Genomic DNA, 21,081 nt, shown 5'->3' on the forward strand with positions numbered 1-21,081 from the left:
CTTGCCGGTGTGCTGGAGGCATCGAAACCGCCGAAGACAGGGGAGTCCCGCGATGATGCACCTCACCACACCGAGCGCCACCCCGGCCACCGTCACCGACTTGGTCCGGGCCGGGCTGCTGGAGCTTGGCGACGGCTGCCAGATTCATCCCTCGGCAGTGTTCCTCCCGGCCGACATGCTCGGCACCATCCGCCCGAGCGTGCTTGGCGACCGCGTCACCGTCGGCGCCTTCGCGATCGTGCACGGCGGCGTCACGATCGGCCGGGATACCCGCATCGGGCACCGGGCCGTGGTAGGCGAGCCAGAGTACGGATACGCCGTACGCCGGGTCTACCAGGGCGCTGGCGCACCTACGGCGGTTGGCGCTGGGGTGGTGCTGCGCGCCGGGGCCGTGATCTATGCGGGCGCCGCCATCGGTGATGACACCACAATCGGCTATAACACACTGCTACGTACCAACGTCAGGGTCGGTGCCGGCAGCCAGCTAGCGGCGAACCTGACCATCGAGCGCGGCTGTGTCATCGGCGACGGCGTGCGCTGCTCACCTGGCTCGCACCTGACCGCCGACACCGTGGTCGCGGACCGGGCGTTCATCGGTGCCGGGGTGCGCACCATCAATGACAAGGAGTTGATCTGGCGCGATCCGGATCACGAGCAGCCGCTCGTGCCGCCGTCCTTCGCGTTCGGGTGCAAGGTCGGCTCCGGCGCGGTCATCCTCGCAGGCCTCGCCGTCGGCGAGCACGCACTTGTCGGCGCCGGATCGGTCGTGACCAAAGACGTCCGGGCCCGCGCCATCGTCTACGGCGTGCCCGCCACCCAGCACGGGGAAGTGATCCTGTGACCGGCGCTTCGATCTGGCTGGATCCGCTGCGATCCAGCATCGGCGAGGTCGATGACTCTGGCTGGCACGACCTGCACCGCCTGGCCGACGATCTCAGCGCCCTGTGCGCGGCCGCGCCGCGGCTGGCAGATTCCACGGCGCGGTCACAGTGGTTGCTGCAGGTGCGCCGAGACCTGGCCAGCCGCGGGCACCGGTCCCCGACCGGGCGGGCAGGCCTGGTGTGGCAGACCCTGGCGCAGTTCACCGCGGGGTTCCACGACCTGGACCTGCGGGACGCGACCGGGACTGGCCACGGAGCGATGATCCTCGCCGAGGGCACCGCCGACGCCGCTGTCCGCTGGCGTACGCGTGTGGAGGCCGGGCAGCTGGTGGGGATCGCCGCGACCGAGCGACACGGCGGCTCACGCATCCAGGAGATGACCACCCGCGCAGTGCTGCGCCGCGACGGGACCTGGCAGATCACCGGCGAGAAGTGCTGGGTTTCGCGGCTGATCGAGTCGACCGGATTCGTGGTGTTCTTCCGCGACCCCGACGGACGCATCAGTGCCGCGGTCGTCGACGCCGATCAGCCGCATGTGGAGCGGGAGGTCATCGAACCTTTCGGGCTGGAGGGCTGGTCGTGGGGCCTGCTACACCTGAACCAGGTGCCGGTGGATCCGGCCGCCGACCTGATCGGCCGGCCCGGTGATGGCCTCGGGGTATTCCGGCGTCACTTCGCCGGGTTCCGGCCCCTGGTCACCGCGACAGCGCTAGGCACAGCCGCCGGAGTACACACCCTGGTCACCGGCGCCCTGGCCGCCAAGGCCAGGGTCGGGGTGCTACCCAGGATCCGTGACAACGCCCTGGTAGTCCTCGGCAGGACTCACGCCGAGATCACCGCTGCGCTGCTGGCCGCCATCACTACGAGCCGCCTGGCCGCTGACGAACACCCGCACGCCGACTTCGCTGCCCGGGTCGGCAAGGCAGCCGGCGTCGACACCGCGGTCCGCGCGGTGGCCGACCTGGCGCCGCTGATCGGCGCCGCCGGCTTTCAGCGTGCTCATCCGGTCGCCAAGGCCCGCGCCGACCTGACTGGGCTGCTGTACGCCGACGGCATCCACGACAGCCTCTACCGATCCGGCGGGGTCAGTCTCCTGGCCGCCCCGACCGGCGGCATCGCACCGACCCGGGCTGACGTCGCGACAGCTGATCACTACGACCCGGCGGCCTGAGCACCACGACGACGCGCTCGCCACGATTGGAGCGCTCCACCAAGGAGCACGGTCACGGCAAGTGGAAGCCGTTCTCCAGATCGAACACCGTCCCCTCGGCTTTGGCCCGCAGCGAGGCGATCACACGCCGGGCCAGCAGCGGCGACATCCGCTGCTCGATCTGCTCCTGGTCGCACCACGCCCAGCGGGACAGCTCGTCCGGCGGCAAGTGAATGTCGGCCGTGCTCTGCTCATCAAGGGTGCCGCCGTCATAGACGAACATGACCCCCTCGGTTCGATCTGGTCGCGGCGGCACCCAGTCCACCACGAGCAGCCGCCCCGGCATGACTGTCTTGCCCAGCTCTTCTTTCATCTCGCGCACAGCGGCTTGCCGCGGCGCCTCGTTCTCCTCAACACACCCGCCGACGATCTCCCAGTAGTCCTTGTACACGGGCTCGACGAGCAGCGCACGCCCAGCCACGTCAGTGAACAGGACACCAGCGCCCATACGTTTGCGGGGAAGCGTCGCCGTGTAGTCACCCGATGAAGTCACCCCGGCAGGCTACCCCCGGCCGCGGCGGCGGATCCGCTAATCCATCCATCCATCTGGCAGGGCGGGCTACCTAGCCTCGACCTTGCGGCTGGTGACAGCGTTCTGACAGGCCCGAGATGACGGTCGGCGGAAGAAGACACCCCCAATCCGGCATTTAGGTCCACCCCTTGAGAAGTGCCCGGTCAGAGCAACATCGGCCAGGCACTTCGTCGTTCCGCGACCGCTGACGTCGCTGGCGGGCGGGTGCTCACATCCCCCATCGGGCGGGTTCACTCAGGGGAGATCGATCGAGGCTGCGGGGCGCACGCCCGCACGGCGGCCGCGACGGTGCCATGGAAGTGCTCGGCGCCGATCACGCTGGTCAGGCCCGTATCGCTGAACTGCTCGCGTAGTTCGTCGGTTGCGTGCGCGACCTCGAACGTGATGTTACGGCTGTGCAGTCCGGTCCGGACCTCGGTGATCGCCCCGACCGCGGCGGCGTCGATCCCGCTGATCATGGTGGCGTCCAGGATCAGGTGGCCGACGGGCTTGGGTGCGCCGTCGACGGCCGCCCATACCCGGCGTTTGAAGAAGTGGGCGTTGGCGAAGAAGAGCCGTTCCTGGATCCGGTAGACGACCACTCCGGGGGTGATACCCGCGTCGGGGTGGGTGCCGACGTCGGCGTATCGCTGGTCGGCTTCTGAGTAGCCCAGCACGGCGTCACTCGGGATGGCGGTGCGGCGGATCACGTCGATGATGGACAGCCCCATGGCGACCACGATCGCCGGCAGCACGCCGATGGCGACCACGACCACCGAGGTGATCGCAGCGATGCCAACCTCGGTGCGGCTGCTCCTGGCCAGCTCTCGCCACTGGGCCGGGTCGATGAGTTTCAGCGATGCGTAGACGATCACCGCGCCGAGGATCGCGGAGGGCAGGTAGCGAATGGGGGCGGTGAGGAACAGGAGGATCAGCAGGATGGTGCCGAAGGCGACGAGGCCACTGACCTGACTGGTGGCCTTCATCGAGTCGTTGACGGCGGTGCGGGATCCGCTGGTGCCGACTGGCATGCCGTGCGTGAAGCCGGCCGCGACGTCGGCCGCGCTGAAGGAGAGCAGTTCCTGGTCTGCGTCGATGGTCTCGCCGTGCCGAGCTGCGAAGGATCGAGCGGTCAGGATCGAATCCGAGAAGCTCACCAGGAAGATCGCCGCGGCCGGCAGGGCCAGGGAGCGCCACTCTGAGCCGGTGATGTGCGGCCGGTCGAACGACGGCAGTCCGGCCGGGATCGAGCCGGTGACGGCGACACCGTGCGCCTCCAGGTCGAACAGCCAGGACACCACGATGCCCAGGATGACCACGACCAGGGCTCCGGGCCAGCGCGGAAGGAAACGGCCGAGCAGGATCAGGACGACAAAGGCGCCACCCGCCACGGCCACCGTCGCCAGGTTCGCATGGCCGATGTGTGCGACGTTGTCGATCGTCGCCCGGATGGCACCGCTGTACGTGCTGGACAGGCCCGTCAGCTTCTCCAATTGACCGAGGATCATCACCACCGCCACGCCGCTGATGTAGCCGACCAGCACCGACTGCGAGAAGTAGTCGGCGATCCAACCCAGGCGCAGGAGCCGAGCGATGAGGAAGATGGCGCCGACGGCGATGGCCAGTGCGGCTGCCAACGTGGCGTACTGCGCCGAGCCCGCGGCGGCGAGCGGCGCGAGGGCACTGGCGACCAGCAGGGCCACGGCACCTTCCGGACCGACCACGGTGCGTAGGCCCGACCCGAGCAGCGCGTAGGCCAGCACGGGCAGCAGCAGGGTATACAGGCCGGCGGTGACGGGAAGCCCGGCGAGCTCGGCGTATGCCATCGACGCGGGGAGGGCAAGGGCGGCGACCGTCAGCCCCGCCAGCGCATCGACCCGGAGCTTGTCCCGTGAGTAGCTCTTCAGCGAGTCGACCAACGGGACGTAGCGGCGCGTCCATGGTGGCTTGGTCGACGAGGCGAACGGGGAACGACCCTCGTAGGCACTCTCGTAGGGGACGAGGACGACTTTCGCAGGCTCACCGCTCGAGCCCTCTGCTTCGACCATTGGCATCCCGCTTCCTCAACGGACCGGTCGCGTCCTTCCCTCAGGCTCACAGCCGGCCGGTAACCCGTCATCACCCCTACGGGCTGACTTCACCTGGGCGACTTCTGCGACCAGCCCACCGAAGTGCGTTCCGCGTGCGCCCGATTCCTCGTGACTTTCCGTCGCGCGCGTACGAACGCACAGCCATCCGGACCCGGATTGGCAGTGAATATGTCCGTTATGGGCAGATATCGCGCTGCGGGTGGGTTATGCCAGAGAGGTGACAGGGGTGTGACAGTGGGGGCGGGGATGGTGGGGAAACGGACGAGGGAGGCTTGGGGTGCGGAGACGTGAGTGGCGGCGGGGCGTTGTGGCGGCTGGGGATGGGGCGGCGATCGGGGTTCTGAGCTTGGGGGCGGGCCCTGGGATCGTGGTGGTTCCGGGAAACAATCGGCGGGCCCACCACTACGAAGGCCTGGCCCGAGGGCTCGCGGGGGCCCATGAGGTGCACGTGGTTGAGCGGCGTGGCCGTGGCGTGAGTGGGGCGCAAGGGGCGTCGTACGGCGTGGAGACCGAGGTCGACGATGTCCTGGCGGTGATGGAGCGGACCGGTGCGCGAATGGTGTTCGGGCACAGCTACGGCGGGTTGGTGGCGTTGCATGTGGGACTGCGGCGGCCCTTGGACGCGCTGGTTGCTTACGAGCCGGCGGTGAGTATCGAGGGGTCGTTCGACGCGAGTTGGCTGAACACGTTCACGCAGCAGCTCGATGGGGGACATCCGACCGCGGCGATGGCGACATTCCTCAAGGGCACGGATCTGCTGCCGTACAAGGCGACCTCATTGCTCTGGGCAATCGCATTCCTGATGCTGCACGGGTCCGGCGGGCGCGAGACGCGGGACATGATGCCGACGACACCGGCCGAGATCGGGGAGATCGTGCGCCTCGACTCCGATGGCAGCAGGTACGCCGGGATCGCGTCGCGGGCTCTTCTCCTCGGTGGTGAGAAGTCGCCCGCGTACCTGACCGGCATCCTCCCGCGCCTCGCCGCGATCATCCCGAGCGCCGAGTACGCCGTACTTCCCGGTCTCGACCACAACGCGCCCGACGAGAACGCGCCGGATGATGTGGCCCAGCAGATTCGCCGTCTGATCGTCCGTGCGGAGCGGCCGCACGTGGAGCACGGGGCGCCGATGGCCGTCCGGCAGGCGCGGATTCATCGGGATTGACGATGGATCAGGTGGGGTGGACATTCTCTGTGTGAGCACGGCCGAAGAGGACGCCCAGGCGTTCGCCGATCTGTTCCGCGAGACGTACCTGCGGTTTCACCGGCGCGACGGCAAGCGGAACGAGCTGTCCGGCGCGAGCCGGGCCGTCCTGCAGCACCTTTCGCAGACCGGGCCGTTGACCGTCGGAGACATCGCGCTGCATCTGGATCGTGCGCAGTCGGTCGTCAGCGACATCGTGACACAGCTCGAGTCCAAGGGTGTGCTGGAACGCGAGCGCGATCCGCAGGACCGGCGCCGCACGCTGGTGTGGCTGTCGCCGGAGGGATTCGCCGTACTGCGAGCGGATCGCGACGTACTCAGTGTCGCCGCGCTAGCCGAGGCGTTCGCCGTACTGCCATCCGGCGAGCGCGATGTGCTGCTCACCACTCTGTCCCATCTCGTGCGATCGAACGGAGCCGAGCGATGACCATGACCACCACGTGCGAGAGTTGCGGCATGCCGATCGAGAGCGGCCACTACTGCGCGTACTGCGTCGATGCCGACGGCAACCTTCAGGACTTCGAGACCCGGTTCGCTTCGATGGTGTCCTGGCAGCAGCGCCGCAACCCCGACGACCCGCGGGAGAAGATCGAGGCCGACACCCTCGCCTACATGGCGACGATGCCGGCCTGGCGCGACCACCCCCGCCTGGCGGACCACTGAGCTCAGCGGTAGGGGCGGAAGGTACGGCGCAGGTCGTCCGTCCACTCGCCGGGGAGCTCCCACGGGATGAAGTGACCTCCCTGCGGATGGGCGGTGAGGTTGACGTGGTTGTACCAAGCCGCGCGATCACTGCTGAGGAAGTTCTGGATGCGTTCCTCCGGCGTGTTGACGCCGGGTGGGTTCTCGTAGCCGACGAAGGTGATGCCGGTGGGGGCCTCGATCGCCGGCGTGCGGTCGTGCGACGGCGTCCAGGGGTAGCGGTTGTTGTTGGCGTAGGTGCGGATCGAGGTGTCGATCGCGTTGCCCGCCCAGTAGATCGTGGCGTGGGTGAGCAGGTCGTCGTCGCCGAACGCCTTGTCGCCCTCGGACCAGCTGAGCCAGCGCTCGAGGATCCACGCGAGCATGCCGGCCGGTGAGTCGGCGAGGCCGAACCCGAGGGTGCTCGGATCGAGCACGTGAGTCGCGAGGTGGGCGGCGAAGCGGCGCTCGAACTCGACAATCCGATGGTGGACGATCGGCGGCAGGTTGGGTGGAATCGGGTTGCCGCCGCTCAGGTCCCAGCCGCGATCGCCGTTGAAGAACGTGAGCTTCAGCCCCGAACCGATGTGGATCCCGTAGAGCTCGTCGGCGTACTTGTGCCCGAGTTGTCCGGTCACCAGCGCGCCGACATCGCACCCACCGGCGGCGTACCGCTCGAAGCCGAGCACTCCGGTCATCAGCTCGTGCCAGACGTCGGCGATCTTCCAGAAGTTCATGTCCGGCTGGTTCGTCAGCGGCGTGGAGAACCCGAACCCGGGCAGCGACGGCACGATCACGTCGAACGCGTCGGCCGGATCACCGCCGTACGACGCCGGGTCCGCGAGCGGATCGATCACCTTCGACCAGTGCCAGAACGTCCACGGCCAGCCGTGACTCAGGATCAGCGGGATCGGCCGCGGCCCGACGCCGGCCTTGCGCATCAAGTGAACGGGTACGCCGCCGACGTCGACGCGGTAATGCTCGTACGCGTTGATCGCCCGCTCCGCCGCCCGCCAGTCGAACCCGTCGGCCCAGTACTCGACCAGGGCCTGCAGTTGGGTACGACGTACGCCGTAGAAGCCGTCGTCGTTCCCGACGTCGAGCGGCCACTTGGTCGCGATGAGCCGGCGGCGCAGGTCGTCGAGGACCTCGTCGGGGACATGGATCGGTGCGGGCTCCAGGGGAAAGCCGGTCATGGTTGCTCCTCAGCGGCGATCTCGGTCAGCCGGGTCAGTACGTGGACGGAGCCCGCGAGTACGGCGCGCTCCTCGGGGGTGAGCTGGTCGACGAGGCGGGTGAGCTTCGCGACCCGGTTCGCATGGCGGGAGCGGACGATCTGCCGGCCCGATCGACTCAATGACAGCAGCATCGCCCGCCCGTCGCTCGGATCGGGGCGGCGTCGCAGCAGTCCGTCCTGCACCAGCTTCGCGACCAGGCTGGTCAGGGCGGGCTGCTTGAGCTGCTCGGTCGCCAGCAGATCGGTCAGGCGCAGCGGGCCCTTGCGTGACAGCGTGTGCAGCACCGACAACGTCGAGAAGTTGATCCTGCGCACCGACGGCAACCGGATGAAGATCGTGTTGAAGTCCTCGATCACCGTGGTCAGCCGATCCACATCCAACCCGTCCGCCATGCCCTGAACTATATCAATCTTCGATATAAGCGAGCAGAGCGGTCCCGGTTGCCGGGGCCGACAGGCCGGCCCTCAGGCGTCGATGGGGTGCCATTCGGGCTGACCGTCGTGGGTTTCGACGTGGCCGAAGGGGACGTCGGCGAAATGGATGCCGAAGCCGAGGGTGTCCGGCTGCGAGAGTTCCTTGATCAGGCGGTGGCGGTGTGAGGTGGAGAGGGTGCGGTCGTGGTCGGGCGCGGCCCACCATTCCGGGCGGGCGATCTGGATCGGCGAGTGCAGCGCGTCGCCGAACGCGATCAGGCGCCGGCCGGCCGCCTCGACGACGTACGCCGCATGGCCGATCGTGTGACCGCCGGTCAGCTGGACGCGGACACCGGGGAAGATCTCGTTGCCGTCGGCCACAGTTCGCACCCGGGGGCGCAGTACGTCGAGGATCTCGCGGCTCGTGCCTTCGGCCTCGGCCAGTTCGGGATTCGACCACTCGGGCTCCGTGAGCAAGTAATCGGCATGGGCGAACGCCGGTTTGTCGCTGCCCGGTGCCGGGTGCCAGGCCCAGCCGAGGTGGTCGACGTGCAGGTGGGTGAAGGCGACCGCCTCGATCTCCTCCGGCTTGCGGCCCAGTGCGGCGAGATTGTCCAGCAGCGCGCCGCCGCGAATCACGCCGATCGGGTTGCCGGGTGTGGCCGGCCAGGCATCCGGTCCGAAGCCGGCGTCGACGAGCAGCGCGCGTTCGCCGTACTCGATCAGCAGGCCGCCGAGGCTGCCGGCCAGGTGGCCTGTGTCGTCGACGTACTCGCGATGTCGGGCCCAGATCTCCTCGGTCGTCTCCGGGAACCAGCCGTGCGGGACGAGTTGGACGGCGCCGTCCGGCACGTAACTGACCCGGATCGGGCCGAGGTCGACGGAACGGAGGCGGGCCGGGCGGCGGAGGCGGTCGCCGGATGCTGTGGTCATCGTGCGCTCTTTCGTCGAAGGCGGATCGAACGCCGACGACGATAAAACATCTGACTTGAAAGATTCAAGCTATAAATATTCTGGCTTGATGAATAAGGTAGGGTGCGGGCATGACGAGTCCGGAGGCCGCCGAGCGGCAGCTGTGTGGGCTGGTGAACGGGCTGTCCCACCAGATCGGCGAGCACCTGCGGGCGCGCGCGGTGAAGCTCGGCCTGACCGCTCCGCAAGCGACCGCGCTGCGCGAGCTGTCCGGCCCGATGACGATGGGCGAGCTGGCCGAGCGGATGAGCTGCGAGCCGTCGAACGCGACGTTCGTGGTCGACAAGCTGGAGAACCAGGGCCTGATCGAACGTCGCCCGCACCCGACGGACCGGCGGGCGCGCCACCTCGTGCTCACCACGAAGGGGAAGGCGCTGCGCGCCGATCTGCTCGAGCTCCTCGCTCAGGAATCACCGCTGGCCGGCCTGAGCACGGCGGAGCAGAACACGCTGCAGCAGCTCCTGGACCGGGCGATCACCAAGCGCTGAGCTGCCCAGGCGCGTGTCACTTGGTCAGGACGATGCCGGAGACGGCGACGTCCGTGTCGCCGGACTTCAGGGTGAGGGCGGCCGCCGTGGTGGCGTCGGGGAGGTGACCGGTGAAGGTGATGGTGCCGTGTTCGGACCCGCCGGCGGGGATGCTGCCGGGCCACTGGCTGCGTGAGGCGTCGGCGCGCAGAGCGTTGCCCTCGGCGCCGGTGAAGGTGGCGTTGCCCTTCAGAGGCAGTTTGACCGCCTGCCCGCCGGTGTTCTTGACCAGGAGGTCGACGCGGGTGAAGTGGCTCGTGTAGGTGACGTTCTGGACGGTGACGGTGAGACCGTCGACGGTCTTGGCGACGGGTTTGATCAGGCGGGCCTCGCCGGACTCGTTGCCGGTGAGGTAGCCGCCGACGTACTCCGCGCCCGCGGTGAGGGCGAAGCCGCCGACACCGACGCCGACGAGTACGACGACGATCGCGACGACGATCGACACATCGAGCCGGCCGGCGGCGCGGCCCTTCGGTGCGGCAGCGTCGAGGAGGGCGATGATCATGGCCAGGACCAGAGCGATCGCCGGTGGGACGAACCAGCGCAGCGCGCCGCCGGGGCCGTCCGCGAGGAACGTGACGATCAGGTTGATCACCAGGCCGAGGACGACCACCGCGCCGGCGATCAGCAGCACGCGAAGGAGGCGGACCGTGCCGACCTCCTCGGAGCCGTCGTCGTCGGGCCCGACGCGGTCGGTCGGCGGGAGGCGGTCGGGCTGGTGCGCTCGGCTGGTATCGGGCCAGCTGGCCGACTCGTTCCAGCTCGGCTGTGCGGCCGGTGAGTTGTCCTGGTCCCACGGAGAGTTGGCGGGCTCGGAGTTGTCGGACGGGTAGGCGGCCCAGGGGGCGTCTTCGCCGGTGCCTTCGTACGACGGTTCGTCCGGGAAGAGCGGGAAGTTGCCGGGGGCATCTTCCCGGCGCGGGATGTCCGGCGGGGCCGGCGGCGGCGCCGCGTTGTCGAGCGAGCCGGAGCCCGCAGACCCGAACGGACTCCCCTCAGCCTCGTCAGCCGCAAACGGACCCGACTCCGACGCATGATCCGCGGGGGTGAAGGGCCCGGCGTCCGACGTGAACCGGCCGGCCTCTGACTCGGGGTCGGCGGGGGTGAAATAGCCCGGCTCCGACGAGGGGGCGAAGGGGCTCGGGCGGTTGGCGTCCGCGGGTGGGGTTTGACGTGGTGAGGTGAGGTCCGCGGGGATGAATGGGGCTGGGTCCTCGGGGACCGGGCCGGGTGCGTCCGGGCCAGCGGGCGGTGTGGCGGGCCCTGGACTGCCGAACTCCGCGGGTGGTGGGACCGCAGCGGTGGGCGGCGGGGCGGCAGGCGCGGAGGCTGCGGGGCCGGGAGCGGAGGCGGCAGGGCTCGGGGCGGGCGCCGCCTGGGCCTGGACCGGGGTTTCGTGGAACGTCAGGACTGAGCGGCCGATGTGGATTCGGTCGCCTTCGGTGAGGGGGGTGGGGGCGGCCAGGCGGCGGCCGTTGAGGCCGGTGCCGTTGCGGGACTCGTCGTACAGGGTCCAGGTCGTGCCGGTGCGGCCCAGGCGGGCGTGGATCCGGGAGATCTGGTCGTCGGCCTGCAACCGGATGTCGGCGTTCGAGGCACGCCCGATCGTGATCGTGTCGCTCTCGGCCGGCAGCGTCCAGCGCTGCGTGCCGAGTGACAGCGCGAATTCGGTTTCCACTCACACCCCAGCCCGGCAGCCAACCCGTCTGCGCGATTCTGCCCGCAGCATCGGCGATTGGTCCAGGCCACCCCGTCCTCGACCTGCGTGATGTTCCCGACTTTGTCAGCTCAAAGGCCGATTTTCTCTGTAATCGCGCGATGACAACGCGGTCATTGTCCGAGTCGTGCCAGCGGCATCGGAGCGCCTTGCCCGGTGATCGGCGCGGGCATAGTGTCCGTCCGCGCGATCCATCGGCGGCCGATTGAAAGGCGAGGGCAACAAACCGGTGGATAGGCCGGAGGTCCCAGGCAGAGGTGGTGCACCTGCCTGCAGTCCGGCGAGGCGCAACCCGCCCAGCACCTTCTTCGCGAAGGGACCACATCCATGGTCTTGTTTCAGCGTTCCCGCACGCCAGCTGCCGTTCTCGCGGTCACCAGCCTCGCGGTAGCGGCGCTCGCCGGATTCGGAACTTCAGCGGCCGGAGCCGCGCCGAATGCGGCACCACCTCCCCGGCCCACGCAGGCACAGTCGAAGGCGTACGCCGCCGACGCTGCCTCCTCGCTGGTCGCGAACCGGCCGGCCGGTCTGCATGCCGGCAAGGACGACAAGTTCACCGCCAAAGCGGTGATCTCCGAGCCGTCCGGCCTGCAGTACGTCCCGTACGAGCGCTCGTACAAGGGACTCCCGGTCGTCGGTGGTGACTTCGTCGTCGTCACCGACGAAAAAGGTGCGGTGCAGGCCACGTCCGTGGCCCAGACCACCGCCGTACCCGACCTGTCGACGGCCGCCAAGGTCACCGCCGCGGACGCCAAGGCGACCGCGACCAAGCAACTGAAGCGGGTCGACTCGTCGACCACGCCGACGCTGGCCGTGTACGCCCTCAACGGCACGCCGAAGCTGGCGTGGCAGTCCCGTGTCACCGGGAGCAACGGCAAGGAGCCGTCGAGCCTGTCGGTGTACGTCGACGCGCAGAGCGGCAAGGTGCTCGGCACCCAGGAACACGTGATGGCCGGCAACGGTACGGCGGCGTACAGCGGACCGAGCCCGGTCCACCTGGACACCACGCTGTCCGGCAGCACGTACTCGATGAAGGACCCGAACACCACCAACCAGTCCTGCCAGGACGCGGCGAACAACACCACGTTCTCCGGCCCGGACGACAACTGGGGCAACGGCAACGCGACCAGCAAGGAAACCGGCTGCGTCGACGCGCTGTTCACCGCTCAGACCGAGCGGCACATGCTGACCGACTGGCTCGGCCGTAACGGCTTCGACGGCAACGGTGGCGGCTGGCCGATCCGCGTCGGCCTGAACGACGAGAACGCGTACTACGACGGCACGCAGGTGCAGGTGGGCCACAACACAGCCGGCGGCTGGATCGGTTCGCTGGACGTCGTGGGTCACGAGCTGGGCCACGGCATCGACGACCACACCCCTGGCGGTATCTCCGGTTCGGGCACGCAGGAGTTCGTCGCCGACACCTTCGGCGCGGCCAGCGAGTGGTACAGCAACCAGGCGTCGGCCTACGACCCGCCGGACTTCCTCGTCGGTGAAGAGGTCAACCTGGTGGGCAGCGGCCCGATCCGCAACATGTACAACCCGTCGGCGGTCGGCGACCCGAACTGCTACTCGAGCTCGATCCCGGGCGCCGAGGTGCACGCCGCTGCCGGTCCGGGCGACCACTGGTTCGTCCTGCTGTCCCAGGGCAGCGGCGGCTCGCCGAACGTCCCGACCTGCAACAACTCGACGGTCACCGGCCTGGGCATCCAGAAGGCGATCCGGATCATGTACAACGCGATGCTGATGAAGACCAGCAGCAGCTCGTACCTGAAGTACCGGACCTGGACCCTGACCGCGGCCAAGAACCTGTACCCGGGCAGTTGCACCGAGTTCAACACCGTGAAGGCGGCGTGGGACGCGGTCAGCGTTCCGGCGCAGTCGGGCGACCCGACCTGCAGCAGCAGCGGCGGCGTCACGGTCAACAACCCGGGTAACAAGACCGGCACCGTCGGTACGGCGATCTCGCCGTTCACGCTGACGGCGACCGGCGGCACCGCGCCGTACACCTGGTCGGCCACCGGCCTGCCGGGCGGCGTCACGATCGGTTCCTCCACCGGGACCGTGTCCGGCACCCCGACCGCCAGCGGCACCTTCAATGTCACCGCGACGGCGACCGCGAGTGCCGGTGGTTCGGGCAGCACGTCGTTCACGATCACCGTCGGTGGCACCGGCGGCTGCTCCGGCCAGAAGCTCGGCAACCCGGGCTTCGAGACCGGTACGGCGACGCCGTGGTCGGCGTCGACCGGAGTGATCGACAACACCGCTTCCCAGCCCGCGCACAGCGGGACCTGGAAGGCGTGGCTGGACGGCTACGGCAGCACGCACACCGACACGCTGAGCCAGTCGGTGGCGATCCCGGCCGGGTGCAGCGCGACGCTGTCGTTCTACCTGCACATCGACTCCGCCGAGACCACCACCACGACGCAGTACGACAAGCTGACGGTGAAGGCGGGCTCGACCACGCTGGCGACGTACTCGAACCTGAACAAGGCGAGTGGCTACTCGCTGAAGTCGTTCAACGTGTCGTCGTTCGCGGGTCAGACGGTGTCGATCAGCTTCACCGGCACCGAGGACAGCTCCCTCCAGACCTCGTTCGTCATCGACGACACAGGCCTGAACCTGAGCTGATCCCAGCCTGACGACACCGGCCGCCGTACCCCAGCCAGGGGTACGGCGGCCGGTGCGTTCGGGTCAGTTGAGGATCATCCGGGGTTCGCCGTTGGTGAGGCCGGGGGCGGCGATGATGCAGGTGCCGCCGCGGTTCTGGGTGTAGGTCTGGCGGACGCAGGAGCGGAGGGCGAGCTGGGCCCAGTAGTTGGGGTGGAGGGATTCCTGGATGTAGTAGTCGGAGCCGATCGTCGTGACGGTGCGGATCTGGTTGATCCACTCGGTCTTGTCGACCGCGGTCGGCTGGGTCCAGGAGCTCAGGCCGACCTCCTCGTAGAGGCCGACCGTGTTCTCGCACAGGCGGCGGCCGTTGAAGGCGGACTGGAGTTCGAGCAGTCGCGTGTTGGTCAGGCCGGACTGGCCCATCGCGGCGCGGACCGTGGTGTTGATGGTGTTGAGAGCGGTGCTGTTCGCCCAGTCGGCGTCGGAGTTCCAGAAGCCGCAGCCGCCGACGCTCTGCCGGGTATAACCGCTCTGCCCGTACCGGAACCCGCTCGCGGCCGGGATCGGCGACGGGTAGGTCTGGACGAGCAGGGTCCACGCGTTGTCGCCGTACCCCGCGTTCCGCATGGCGGTGCGGACGTTCTGGAAGGCGGTCGCGATGCGCCCGCGTACGGCGGTGACGTTGGCGGCCGTGAAGTTGGCGACGACCGACGAGTCGTCCTTGCAGTAGTCCGGGAACCACGACGGCGACGTCAGGAAGTCGGTCACGCACGACGTCACGATCGATGCGAAGTTGAAGTCGTTGCCGCCGATCGAGACGACCACCTGCGTGACGTTGTGGCCGGCCGCGAACTGCTGCAGCATCTTCGCCTGACCGAGGTGCCCGGCGCCGTCGTCGTAGAAGTCGATGCCCGGCTTGAAATCGTCACCGGTACTGGTCGTGGTGCGGGCGCCGGAGCAGGCCAGGTCCAGCCCGCCGACCCCGCCGCCGATGTACGCCTCCGCGGACTGGCTGCGGTGGCACTTCGGGATCAGCTCGGCGGTATGGCTGGCGTTGTCGTGATAGGCATGCGCGCCGAGTGCGTCGGCCGGTGCCTCGGAGTTGTTCGAGCTCCCGGCCCACCGGCCGGCCTCGCCCGAGATGTAGGAGTCGCCGACGGTGACGACGTACGGCGTGCCGGCCCCGGGGCCGTCGGCCATCGCGGGGGATGCGACCAGGCCGAGCCCGGTCATGGAGAGCACAAGGATCAGGGACACTCGACGCCAAGACGAAAAGGTAGAGGTCGGAATTCGCACCGGAAGGCCTCTCTCGCCGGAGTTCGGTGATCGTCAGGACCCCCACCCGATCACCGTCGGCAGAAATGTACTTCCGGGTAACCACTCACCGATAGACCGAGAGTGCTGACACCTTTGCGCCCTGTCACCGCCGTGTCAACACTCTCGCGCCAGGCTCAGCCGCCGAGGTCGAGCTTGGCCGGGTAGCGCGGCTCCCACCACGCACGCCAGCGGGCGTCGAGTTCGGTGCGGTCGGTGTCTCCGTAGAGGCTGAGGACGGCCATCGTGGCGCCGTCAGGTTTCTGGTCACCGGGCGGGACGTGGCTGAGCACCAGCAGACCGTTGCCCCAGGCATCTACCGTCAGGCCGATCTGGTGCTCGGAGGTGTACCAGACCTCGCCCTTCACCTGCTCGCCCACCAACTCGAGCTCGTAGGCGCTGCCGGCGGGGCCGGGGGAGATGCCGAGCTCGGCCATCGGGGAGACGGGGCCGGTCCCGGAGTAGAACAGCGTATGGCGGGCCTCGCCGGGGTGGCGTTCGACGGCGAACCGCAGCTGGTTGAGGAAGGTCGTCCAGCCTTCGGTGACGTCGTCGTAGTACGCCTCCCACTTGGGGTCGGCGCCGCGCGGAGCCCGGGTCAGCGTGATCCGCGCGCCACCTTCGACCGGCTCGACCACGAACTCGTCGCCGTTGCCGAGGGTCAGGGTCGTGCCCTCCTCGACTGCGCGGGTGAAGTAGATGAGGTCGATCTCCTCGTCCAGGCCGCCCTCGGGGCCCTCGTACTCCCAGCCGTGCCAGTGCCGGATCTTCTGCTTGTCGCGCAGCGCGTCCCACACCCCCTCGACGGGCGCCGCCACGGTCACCACGATCTGTGGCCTGTCCTCGCTCATGAGTCTCCTTCGGTACGACGGGGTGCCGGGTGGCCGCCCGCGATCAGCCGATACGGGCGCCCACCCTCGGCATCGAACTCGGCGACCGTCCGTCGCACCGCCTCGGTCAACGCGTCGGTGAAGGCGTGAACGTCGCCCGGCTCGGCGAACCGCACCTCGGTCTCGAGGGTGAACGTGAGCAGCCGCTTGCCCTCGGCATCGGCCGCGCTCTGCATCCGGGCCACGTCCCGAACGGTGCCGGAGGCAACGTCCACGAGGTGCTCGGCGGCGTACTGGTCCTGGATCTGGATGAACCCGCGACCCATCACAGCCGGGTCGACCACCAATATCGCGGCCGACGCTCGCAGGATCCGCTCGGTGAACCCGCGCCGCTGCCGCTCCTCGACCAGCTCGACCAGGCCGGCCTTCTCGAGCTCGCGCAGGTGGTAGTTCACCCGCTGGCGCGGCAGCTCCAGCACCGCCGCGAGCTGCGTGGCCGAGGAGGGCTCCCGGAGCAGCTCGAGCAGCCGGCGCCTGATCGGCGACAGCGCCATCCGCACCTTCTCCGGCTCCTCGACATATCGCAGCATGTCTCCAATCTCCACTTGACAGAAAAATCTGTCAAGGGACCGCCAGGCCATTCCAATGACGACCCCATGAACGCCTGCCCGCTGGGGGATTCGGTGGGGCGGCAATTGTGATGGGCCGGGCGTCCGGCCGGGGCGAGGTGTGCGGAGCCGGAGAGCGATTGCCCAGGGGCTGGGCGGATGGGGCCGGCGGCCGTAAGGTACTTACTTAACTTCGTGAAGCATTGGGACGAGGCGTTGACATCTGAGCTGGCGAGATAAATAGTTCCGTCCTGAAATCAATCAGAAAGCAGAGTGAATCAACAGTGTCGAACATCGAGGTGCTGCAGCTCCGGGCTGCCGGCGTCAGCCTGGTGCTGGACTGCTCTGGTCCGGCCCTTCCGTCCGTCCTGCACTGGGGTGCGGATCTGGGTGAGTTGACCGAGAAAGCTCTGCTGGAACTGAGGCGTGGCGCCGGCGCGGTGCAGGACGGCAACGGCCTCGACGACAACCAGCCGATCGCGATCGTGCCGGAGTACGCCGCCGGCTGGTTCGGGCTGCCGGGTCTGAGCGGCCATCGCGACGGTCAGAACTTCTCCGCGAGCTTCCGGCTGACGAGCGTGGCGCGCTCGGACAACACCGTGCAGGTCGACGCCGCCGATCCTGAGGCCGGTCTGACGGTCCGCCTGATCATCGAGCTGACCGACAGCGGCCTCGTCCGGGCCAAGGCGGACCTCACCAACACCGGCGCGACGCCGTACACGGTCGATGGTCTCGTCCTCGCGCTGCCGGTCCCGACCGAGGCGACCGAACTGCTCGACCTGACCGGCCGCCACATCGGCGAGCGGCACCCGCAGCGGCACGAGTTCACGCAGGGCGCGCACATCCGCGACAACCGTCGCGGCCGCACCGGCGCCGACGCCACCCTGCTGCTGATCGCCGGCGCGCCCGGCTTCGACTTCCGCACTGGCGAGAGCTGGGCCGTGCACACCGCCTGGAGCGGCAACCACCGCTCGTACGCCGAGCGCGGCATGAGCGGGTACGCCGTCATCGGCGGCGGCGAACTGCTCCTCCCCGGCGAGGGGCGCGTGCAGCCCGGGGGCACCTACGGCACGCCGTGGATCTACGGCTCGTACGGCGTCGGCCTCGACCAGCTGTCCGCCCGTTTCCACGAGTACCTGCGGGCCCGGCCGAACCACCCGCGCACCGAGCGTCCCGTCGTACTGAACACCTGGGAAGCCGTCTACTTCGATCTCGACCTGGACAAGCTGAAGGCGCTCGCGGATGCGGCCGCCGAGGTCGGGGCCGAGCGGTTCGTGCTCGACGACGGCTGGTTCCGCGGCCGGCGCGACGACCACGCCGGGCTCGGCGACTGGTACGTCGACGAGGGGATCTGGCCGAAGGGCCTGCACCCGCTGGTCGACCACGTCCGCGGTCTCGGGCTCCAGTTCGGGCTGTGGGTCGAGCCGGAGATGGTGAACCCGGACTCCGACCTGGCCCGCGAGCACCCGGACTGGATCCTTGCCGCCGGCCACCGGATGCCGCCGACCGCGCGCCACCAGCAGGGGCTGAACCTCGGCGTCCCGGCGGCGTACGACTACATCCTCGAGCGGCTCGACAGCCTGCTGACCGAGTACGACATCGCGTACCTGAAGTGGGACCACAACCGGGACTTCGTTGACGGCGGCAACCAGCTGACCGGTACGGCGGGTATCCACGAACAGACCCTGGCCGTGTACCGGCTGATCGACGAGCTGAAGCGCCGGCACCCCGGTCTGGAGATCGAGTCGTGCTCGTCCGGCGGCGCCCGGGTCGACCTCGGCATCCTCGAGCGCACCGACCGGATCTGGGGCAGCGACAGCAACGATGCGCTCGAGCGGCAGACGATCCAGCGCTACACCGAACTGCTGCTGCCGCCGGAGCTGATCGGCTGCCACGTCGGCCCGCCGCGGGCGCACACCACCGGCCGCACCCAGGTGCTGTCGTTCCGCGCGATCACCGCGCTGTTCGGCCACTTCGGCATCGAATGGGACATCGCGTCCGCCTGGCCACAGGAGCGCGAGGAGCTGGCCGGCTGGGTTGCCCTGCACAAGGAACTGCGGCCGCTGCTGCACACCGGCAAGGTCGTTCGCGCCGACCGCGGTCCGGAGGACTTCCTCCTGCACGGCGTGGTCGCGCCGGACGGCTCCCGCGCCGTGTACGCCGCCGTACAGCTGACGCAGTCGGTCACCTCGGCGGTCGGCCGGGTCCGGCTGCCCGGGCTCGACCCACGGCGAACCTACCGCGTCAGCAAGATCGCGACACCCGGACCCGAGTCGCGGACGGCACCCTGGTCTGCCAACGGTGGAAGTGTGGAACTGAACGGTGCCGCCCTGGCCTCGGTCGGGGTCCTGCTCCCGGCTCAGTGGCCTGAGAACGCGATCTTGCTGGATGTGACCGCGATCGACTAGCCCGGTCGATCGCCGACCAAGAAGGAGATCCTCGTGACCGTGACGACCAATGCACCGCCCCATCAGCAGAACCGTCGCGGGGATCCGGAGGCGCCGAGTCGGCGGCGAAGTCTGGGGGACCTGAAGGTCGCGATGATCTTCCTGGCCCCGGCGACCCTGGGCTTCGTCGTCTTCTACATCTGGCCGACCCTGCGCGGCGCCTACCTGAGCTTCACCGAGTACAGCCTGCTCTCCGCACCGCAGTTCAACGGGCTGGACAACTACCGCCGGATGGTCCAGGACAGCTTCTTCTGGAACGCCCTGGCGGTCACGGTCGAGTACGTCGTGATCAACATCGGCGTGCAGACGGTCCTGGCGGTCGTCATCGCGATGCTGATGTACCGGCTGACCAAGTCGATCACGGTCCGGGCGGCGATCCTGCTGCCGTACCTGGTCGCGAACGTGGTCGTCGCGCTGGTCTGGTTCTGGATGCTCGACTTCCAGGTCGGCATCGTGAACCAGGGTCTGCACTGGATCGGGATCGACCCGGTCGCGTTCTTCGGCGACTCGCACTGGGCGATCCCGACGGTCGCGGGTATCAACGTCTGGCGGCACATGGGCTACACGGCCCTGCTGGTGTTCGCCGGGCTGCAGACGATTCCGGCGTACGTCTACGAGGCGGCGGAGGTGGACGGATCGACCGAGTGGAAGACGTTCTGGCGGATCACGCTGCCGCTGCTGCGACCTGTTCTGGTGATGGTCCTGGTGGTCACCATGATCGGGTCGTTCCAGATCTTCGACACCGTCGCGGTGACCACTCAGGGCGGTCCGATCAACGCGACCCGGGTCATCTACTACTACATCTACGAGCGGGCCTTCACCCGCTTCGACTTCGGGTACGCCTCCGCGATGGCGCTGGTGCTGTTCGCGATCCTCGCGCTGGTCTCCTTGCTGCAGCTCCGCCTGCTGCGCGCGAAGGAGAGTGATCTGGCATGAGAAGGAAGGAACTCAACGTCGGCCGCACCGTCGCCTGGATCTTCCTGGTCGTGCTGCTGATCGTCACGCTGTTCCCGTTCTACTGGATGCTGCGTACGGCGCTGTCCGACAACACCCAGCTCCCCGGCCACCCGAGCTCGCTGCTGCCGGTGGAGACCACCCTCGGCGCGTTCAAGCGGGTGCTCGGATTGTCGACGATCGAGGAGGCGCAGGCGCAAGGCGGGTCCGGTGCGGCCGTCAACTTCTGGCTGTACCTGCGCAACTCGTTGGTCGTGGCAACGATTACGACAGTCTGCCAGGTGTTCTTCAGCGCGATGGCGGCGTACGCGTTCGCCCGGCTGCGCTGGCCCGGCCGGGACAAGGTGTTCGCGTTGTTCCTGGCCGCGCTGATGGTGCCGCCGATCTTCACCACGCTGCCGAACTTCGTGCTGATCAAGAACCTCGGGCTGCTCAACAGCTTCGCCGGCATCATCCTGCCGGGGGCGTTCATGACGCCGTTCGCGATCTTCTTCCTGCGCCAGTTCTTCCTCGGCATCAACCGGGAACTGGAGGAGGCGGCGATGATCGACGGCGCCGGGCACCGGCGGATCTTCTTCGGCCTGATCATCCCGATGAGCGCGGCGCCGATCGCCACCCTGGGGATCCTGACCTACATCAACTCCTGGAACGACTACTTCTGGCCGCTGCTGGTGGGTCAGCAGGAGAACGTCCGGGTGCTGACTGTCGCGCTCGGGGTGTTCCGGTCGCAGACTCCACAGGGTGGGCCGGACTGGGCCGGGCTGATGGCGGCGACGCTGATCGCGGCACTGCCGATGATCGTGCTGTTCCTGGCGTTCGCCAAGCGGATCACCAACTCCATCGGCTTCTCCGGGATCAAGTGAGGTATCCG

The 21,081-nt window shown here is 68.6% G+C and carries 19 protein-coding genes; 10 read left to right on the top strand and 9 right to left on the bottom strand.

The genetic code is table 11. From position 1 onward, the window contains the following. The first annotated feature begins 52 nt into the window (after positions 1-52). Positions 53-841, top strand: coding sequence for a DapH/DapD/GlmU-related protein (locus tag OG558_RS20010; RefSeq protein WP_405071604.1), 789 nt, complete (start codon positions 53-55; stop codon positions 839-841). Next, positions 838-2,052, top strand: a complete 1,215-nt coding sequence (locus OG558_RS20015; RefSeq protein ID WP_405071605.1) for an acyl-CoA dehydrogenase family protein — start codon at positions 838-840, stop codon at positions 2,050-2,052. Before OG558_RS20010 ends, OG558_RS20015 begins: the two co-directional genes overlap by 4 nt. Positions 2,053-2,104: 52 nt before the next feature. On the opposite strand, the gene OG558_RS20020 is transcribed toward OG558_RS20015, so the two are convergent. Continuing rightward, positions 2,105-2,584, bottom strand: a complete 480-nt coding sequence (locus OG558_RS20020) for an NUDIX hydrolase (protein WP_329474439.1) — start codon at positions 2,582-2,584, stop codon at positions 2,105-2,107. 269 nt (positions 2,585-2,853) lie between these two features. Beyond that, positions 2,854-4,650 (bottom strand): SulP family inorganic anion transporter, encoded by a 1,797-nt coding sequence (locus OG558_RS20025; RefSeq protein ID WP_405071606.1) that lies wholly within the window; start codon positions 4,648-4,650, stop codon positions 2,854-2,856. Between the two features lie 412 nt (positions 4,651-5,062). Here OG558_RS20025 and OG558_RS20030 point away from each other — a divergent pair, with 412 nt between their 5' ends. The 3 genes from OG558_RS20030 to OG558_RS20040 are packed head-to-tail and all read left to right on the top strand — an operon-like array spanning position 5,063 to position 6,559. Next, complete coding sequence (locus OG558_RS20030; protein ID WP_405072185.1) at positions 5,063-5,857, top strand: alpha/beta fold hydrolase; 795 nt, start codon at positions 5,063-5,065, stop codon at positions 5,855-5,857. A gap of 31 nt (positions 5,858-5,888) precedes the next feature. Continuing rightward, positions 5,889-6,323 carry a MarR family winged helix-turn-helix transcriptional regulator gene (locus tag OG558_RS20035; RefSeq protein ID WP_328523453.1) on the top strand — a complete coding sequence of 145 codons (435 nt, stop codon included), beginning with the start codon at positions 5,889-5,891 and terminating at the stop codon, positions 6,321-6,323. A 29-nt stretch (positions 6,324-6,352) separates the two neighbouring features. Then, complete coding sequence (locus OG558_RS20040; protein ID WP_405071607.1) at positions 6,353-6,559, top strand: hypothetical protein; 207 nt, start codon at positions 6,353-6,355, stop codon at positions 6,557-6,559. A gap of 2 nt (positions 6,560-6,561) precedes the next feature. Here the strand turns inward: OG558_RS20040 and OG558_RS20045 are convergent, their stop codons facing one another. The 3 genes from OG558_RS20045 to OG558_RS20055 all read right to left on the bottom strand — a co-directional run bounded on the left by OG558_RS20045 (position 6,562) and on the right by OG558_RS20055 (position 9,161). Then, positions 6,562-7,773 carry an epoxide hydrolase family protein gene (locus OG558_RS20045; RefSeq protein WP_405071608.1) on the bottom strand — a complete coding sequence of 404 codons (1,212 nt, stop codon included), beginning with the start codon at positions 7,771-7,773 and terminating at the stop codon, positions 6,562-6,564. After that, positions 7,770-8,207, bottom strand: a complete 438-nt coding sequence (locus tag OG558_RS20050; protein ID WP_405071609.1) for a MarR family transcriptional regulator — start codon at positions 8,205-8,207, stop codon at positions 7,770-7,772. Before OG558_RS20050 ends, OG558_RS20045 begins: the two co-directional genes overlap by 4 nt. Positions 8,208-8,279: 72 nt before the next feature. Then, positions 8,280-9,161 (bottom strand): MBL fold metallo-hydrolase, encoded by an 882-nt coding sequence (locus OG558_RS20055; RefSeq protein WP_405071610.1) that lies wholly within the window; start codon positions 9,159-9,161, stop codon positions 8,280-8,282. Between the two features lie 110 nt (positions 9,162-9,271). Here OG558_RS20055 and OG558_RS20060 point away from each other — a divergent pair, with 110 nt between their 5' ends. Next, positions 9,272-9,688: a MarR family winged helix-turn-helix transcriptional regulator gene (locus OG558_RS20060; protein ID WP_405071611.1), complete on the top strand. Its 417-nt coding sequence runs from the start codon at positions 9,272-9,274 to the stop codon at positions 9,686-9,688. Positions 9,689-9,704: 16 nt separating this feature from the next. Here the strand turns inward: OG558_RS20060 and OG558_RS20065 are convergent, their stop codons facing one another. Beyond that, positions 9,705-11,405 carry an FHA domain-containing protein gene (locus OG558_RS20065; RefSeq protein WP_405071612.1) on the bottom strand — a complete coding sequence of 567 codons (1,701 nt, stop codon included), beginning with the start codon at positions 11,403-11,405 and terminating at the stop codon, positions 9,705-9,707. Between the two features lie 366 nt (positions 11,406-11,771). Between OG558_RS20065 and OG558_RS20070 the strand changes: the two genes are divergently transcribed. Next, entirely contained in the window at positions 11,772-14,075 is a 2,304-nt protein-coding gene (locus OG558_RS20070; RefSeq protein ID WP_405071613.1) for a M4 family metallopeptidase, read from the top strand. Between the two features lie 63 nt (positions 14,076-14,138). Here the strand turns inward: OG558_RS20070 and OG558_RS20075 are convergent, their stop codons facing one another. The 3 genes from OG558_RS20075 to OG558_RS20085 all read right to left on the bottom strand — a co-directional run bounded on the left by OG558_RS20075 (position 14,139) and on the right by OG558_RS20085 (position 16,791). Next, positions 14,139-15,290 (bottom strand): hypothetical protein, encoded by a 1,152-nt coding sequence (locus OG558_RS20075; protein WP_405071614.1) that lies wholly within the window; start codon positions 15,288-15,290, stop codon positions 14,139-14,141. A gap of 218 nt (positions 15,291-15,508) precedes the next feature. Next, positions 15,509-16,222: a hypothetical protein gene (locus OG558_RS20080; protein WP_405071615.1), complete on the bottom strand. Its 714-nt coding sequence runs from the start codon at positions 16,220-16,222 to the stop codon at positions 15,509-15,511. Then, positions 16,219-16,791: a helix-turn-helix domain-containing protein gene (locus OG558_RS20085; RefSeq protein WP_405071616.1), complete on the bottom strand. Its 573-nt coding sequence runs from the start codon at positions 16,789-16,791 to the stop codon at positions 16,219-16,221. The genes OG558_RS20080 and OG558_RS20085 overlap by 4 nt, the downstream gene beginning before the upstream one ends. A gap of 302 nt (positions 16,792-17,093) precedes the next feature. Between OG558_RS20085 and OG558_RS20090 the strand changes: the two genes are divergently transcribed. Genes OG558_RS20090 through OG558_RS20100 form a run of 3 tightly spaced genes read left to right on the top strand, consistent with a single transcriptional unit; the run spans position 17,094 to position 21,073 of the window. Beyond that, positions 17,094-19,217 carry an alpha-galactosidase gene (locus OG558_RS20090; RefSeq protein ID WP_405071617.1) on the top strand — a complete coding sequence of 708 codons (2,124 nt, stop codon included), beginning with the start codon at positions 17,094-17,096 and terminating at the stop codon, positions 19,215-19,217. Between the two features lie 33 nt (positions 19,218-19,250). Beyond that, the gene (locus OG558_RS20095) at positions 19,251-20,192 is read left to right on the top strand and encodes a carbohydrate ABC transporter permease (RefSeq protein WP_405071618.1); all 942 of its coding nucleotides are present in this window, start codon (positions 19,251-19,253) and stop codon (positions 20,190-20,192) included. Next, positions 20,189-21,073 (top strand): carbohydrate ABC transporter permease, encoded by an 885-nt coding sequence (locus tag OG558_RS20100; RefSeq protein ID WP_405071619.1) that lies wholly within the window; start codon positions 20,189-20,191, stop codon positions 21,071-21,073. Before OG558_RS20095 ends, OG558_RS20100 begins: the two co-directional genes overlap by 4 nt. Positions 21,074-21,081: the final 8 nt, after the last annotated feature.

The organism is Kribbella sp. NBC_01510, from assembly GCF_045040325.1.
In the GTDB taxonomy this organism is placed as follows: domain Bacteria; phylum Actinomycetota; class Actinomycetes; order Propionibacteriales; family Kribbellaceae; genus Kribbella.

Excerpts from the sequence above, each read along its gene's own strand:
- OG558_RS20010 (WP_405071604.1), top strand. The coding sequence starts at position 53 with ATGATGCACCTCACCACACCGAGCGCCACCCCGGCCACCGTCACCGAC.
- OG558_RS20025 (WP_405071606.1), bottom strand. The coding sequence starts at position 4,650 with ATGGTCGAAGCAGAGGGCTCGAGCGGTGAGCCTGCGAAAGTCGTCCTC.
- OG558_RS20040 (WP_405071607.1), top strand. The coding sequence starts at position 6,353 with ATGCCGATCGAGAGCGGCCACTACTGCGCGTACTGCGTCGATGCCGAC.
- OG558_RS20045 (WP_405071608.1), bottom strand. The coding sequence starts at position 7,773 with ATGACCGGCTTTCCCCTGGAGCCCGCACCGATCCATGTCCCCGACGAG.
- OG558_RS20050 (WP_405071609.1), bottom strand. The coding sequence starts at position 8,207 with ATGGCGGACGGGTTGGATGTGGATCGGCTGACCACGGTGATCGAGGAC.
- OG558_RS20055 (WP_405071610.1), bottom strand. The coding sequence starts at position 9,161 with ATGACCACAGCATCCGGCGACCGCCTCCGCCGCCCGGCCCGCCTCCGT.
- OG558_RS20060 (WP_405071611.1), top strand. The coding sequence starts at position 9,272 with ATGACGAGTCCGGAGGCCGCCGAGCGGCAGCTGTGTGGGCTGGTGAAC.
- OG558_RS20070 (WP_405071613.1), top strand. The coding sequence starts at position 11,772 with ATGGTCTTGTTTCAGCGTTCCCGCACGCCAGCTGCCGTTCTCGCGGTC.
- OG558_RS20075 (WP_405071614.1), bottom strand. The coding sequence starts at position 15,290 with ATGACCGGGCTCGGCCTGGTCGCATCCCCCGCGATGGCCGACGGCCCC.
- OG558_RS20080 (WP_405071615.1), bottom strand. The coding sequence starts at position 16,222 with ATGAGCGAGGACAGGCCACAGATCGTGGTGACCGTGGCGGCGCCCGTC.
- OG558_RS20085 (WP_405071616.1), bottom strand. The coding sequence starts at position 16,791 with ATGCTGCGATATGTCGAGGAGCCGGAGAAGGTGCGGATGGCGCTGTCG.
- OG558_RS20100 (WP_405071619.1), top strand. The coding sequence starts at position 20,189 with ATGAGAAGGAAGGAACTCAACGTCGGCCGCACCGTCGCCTGGATCTTC.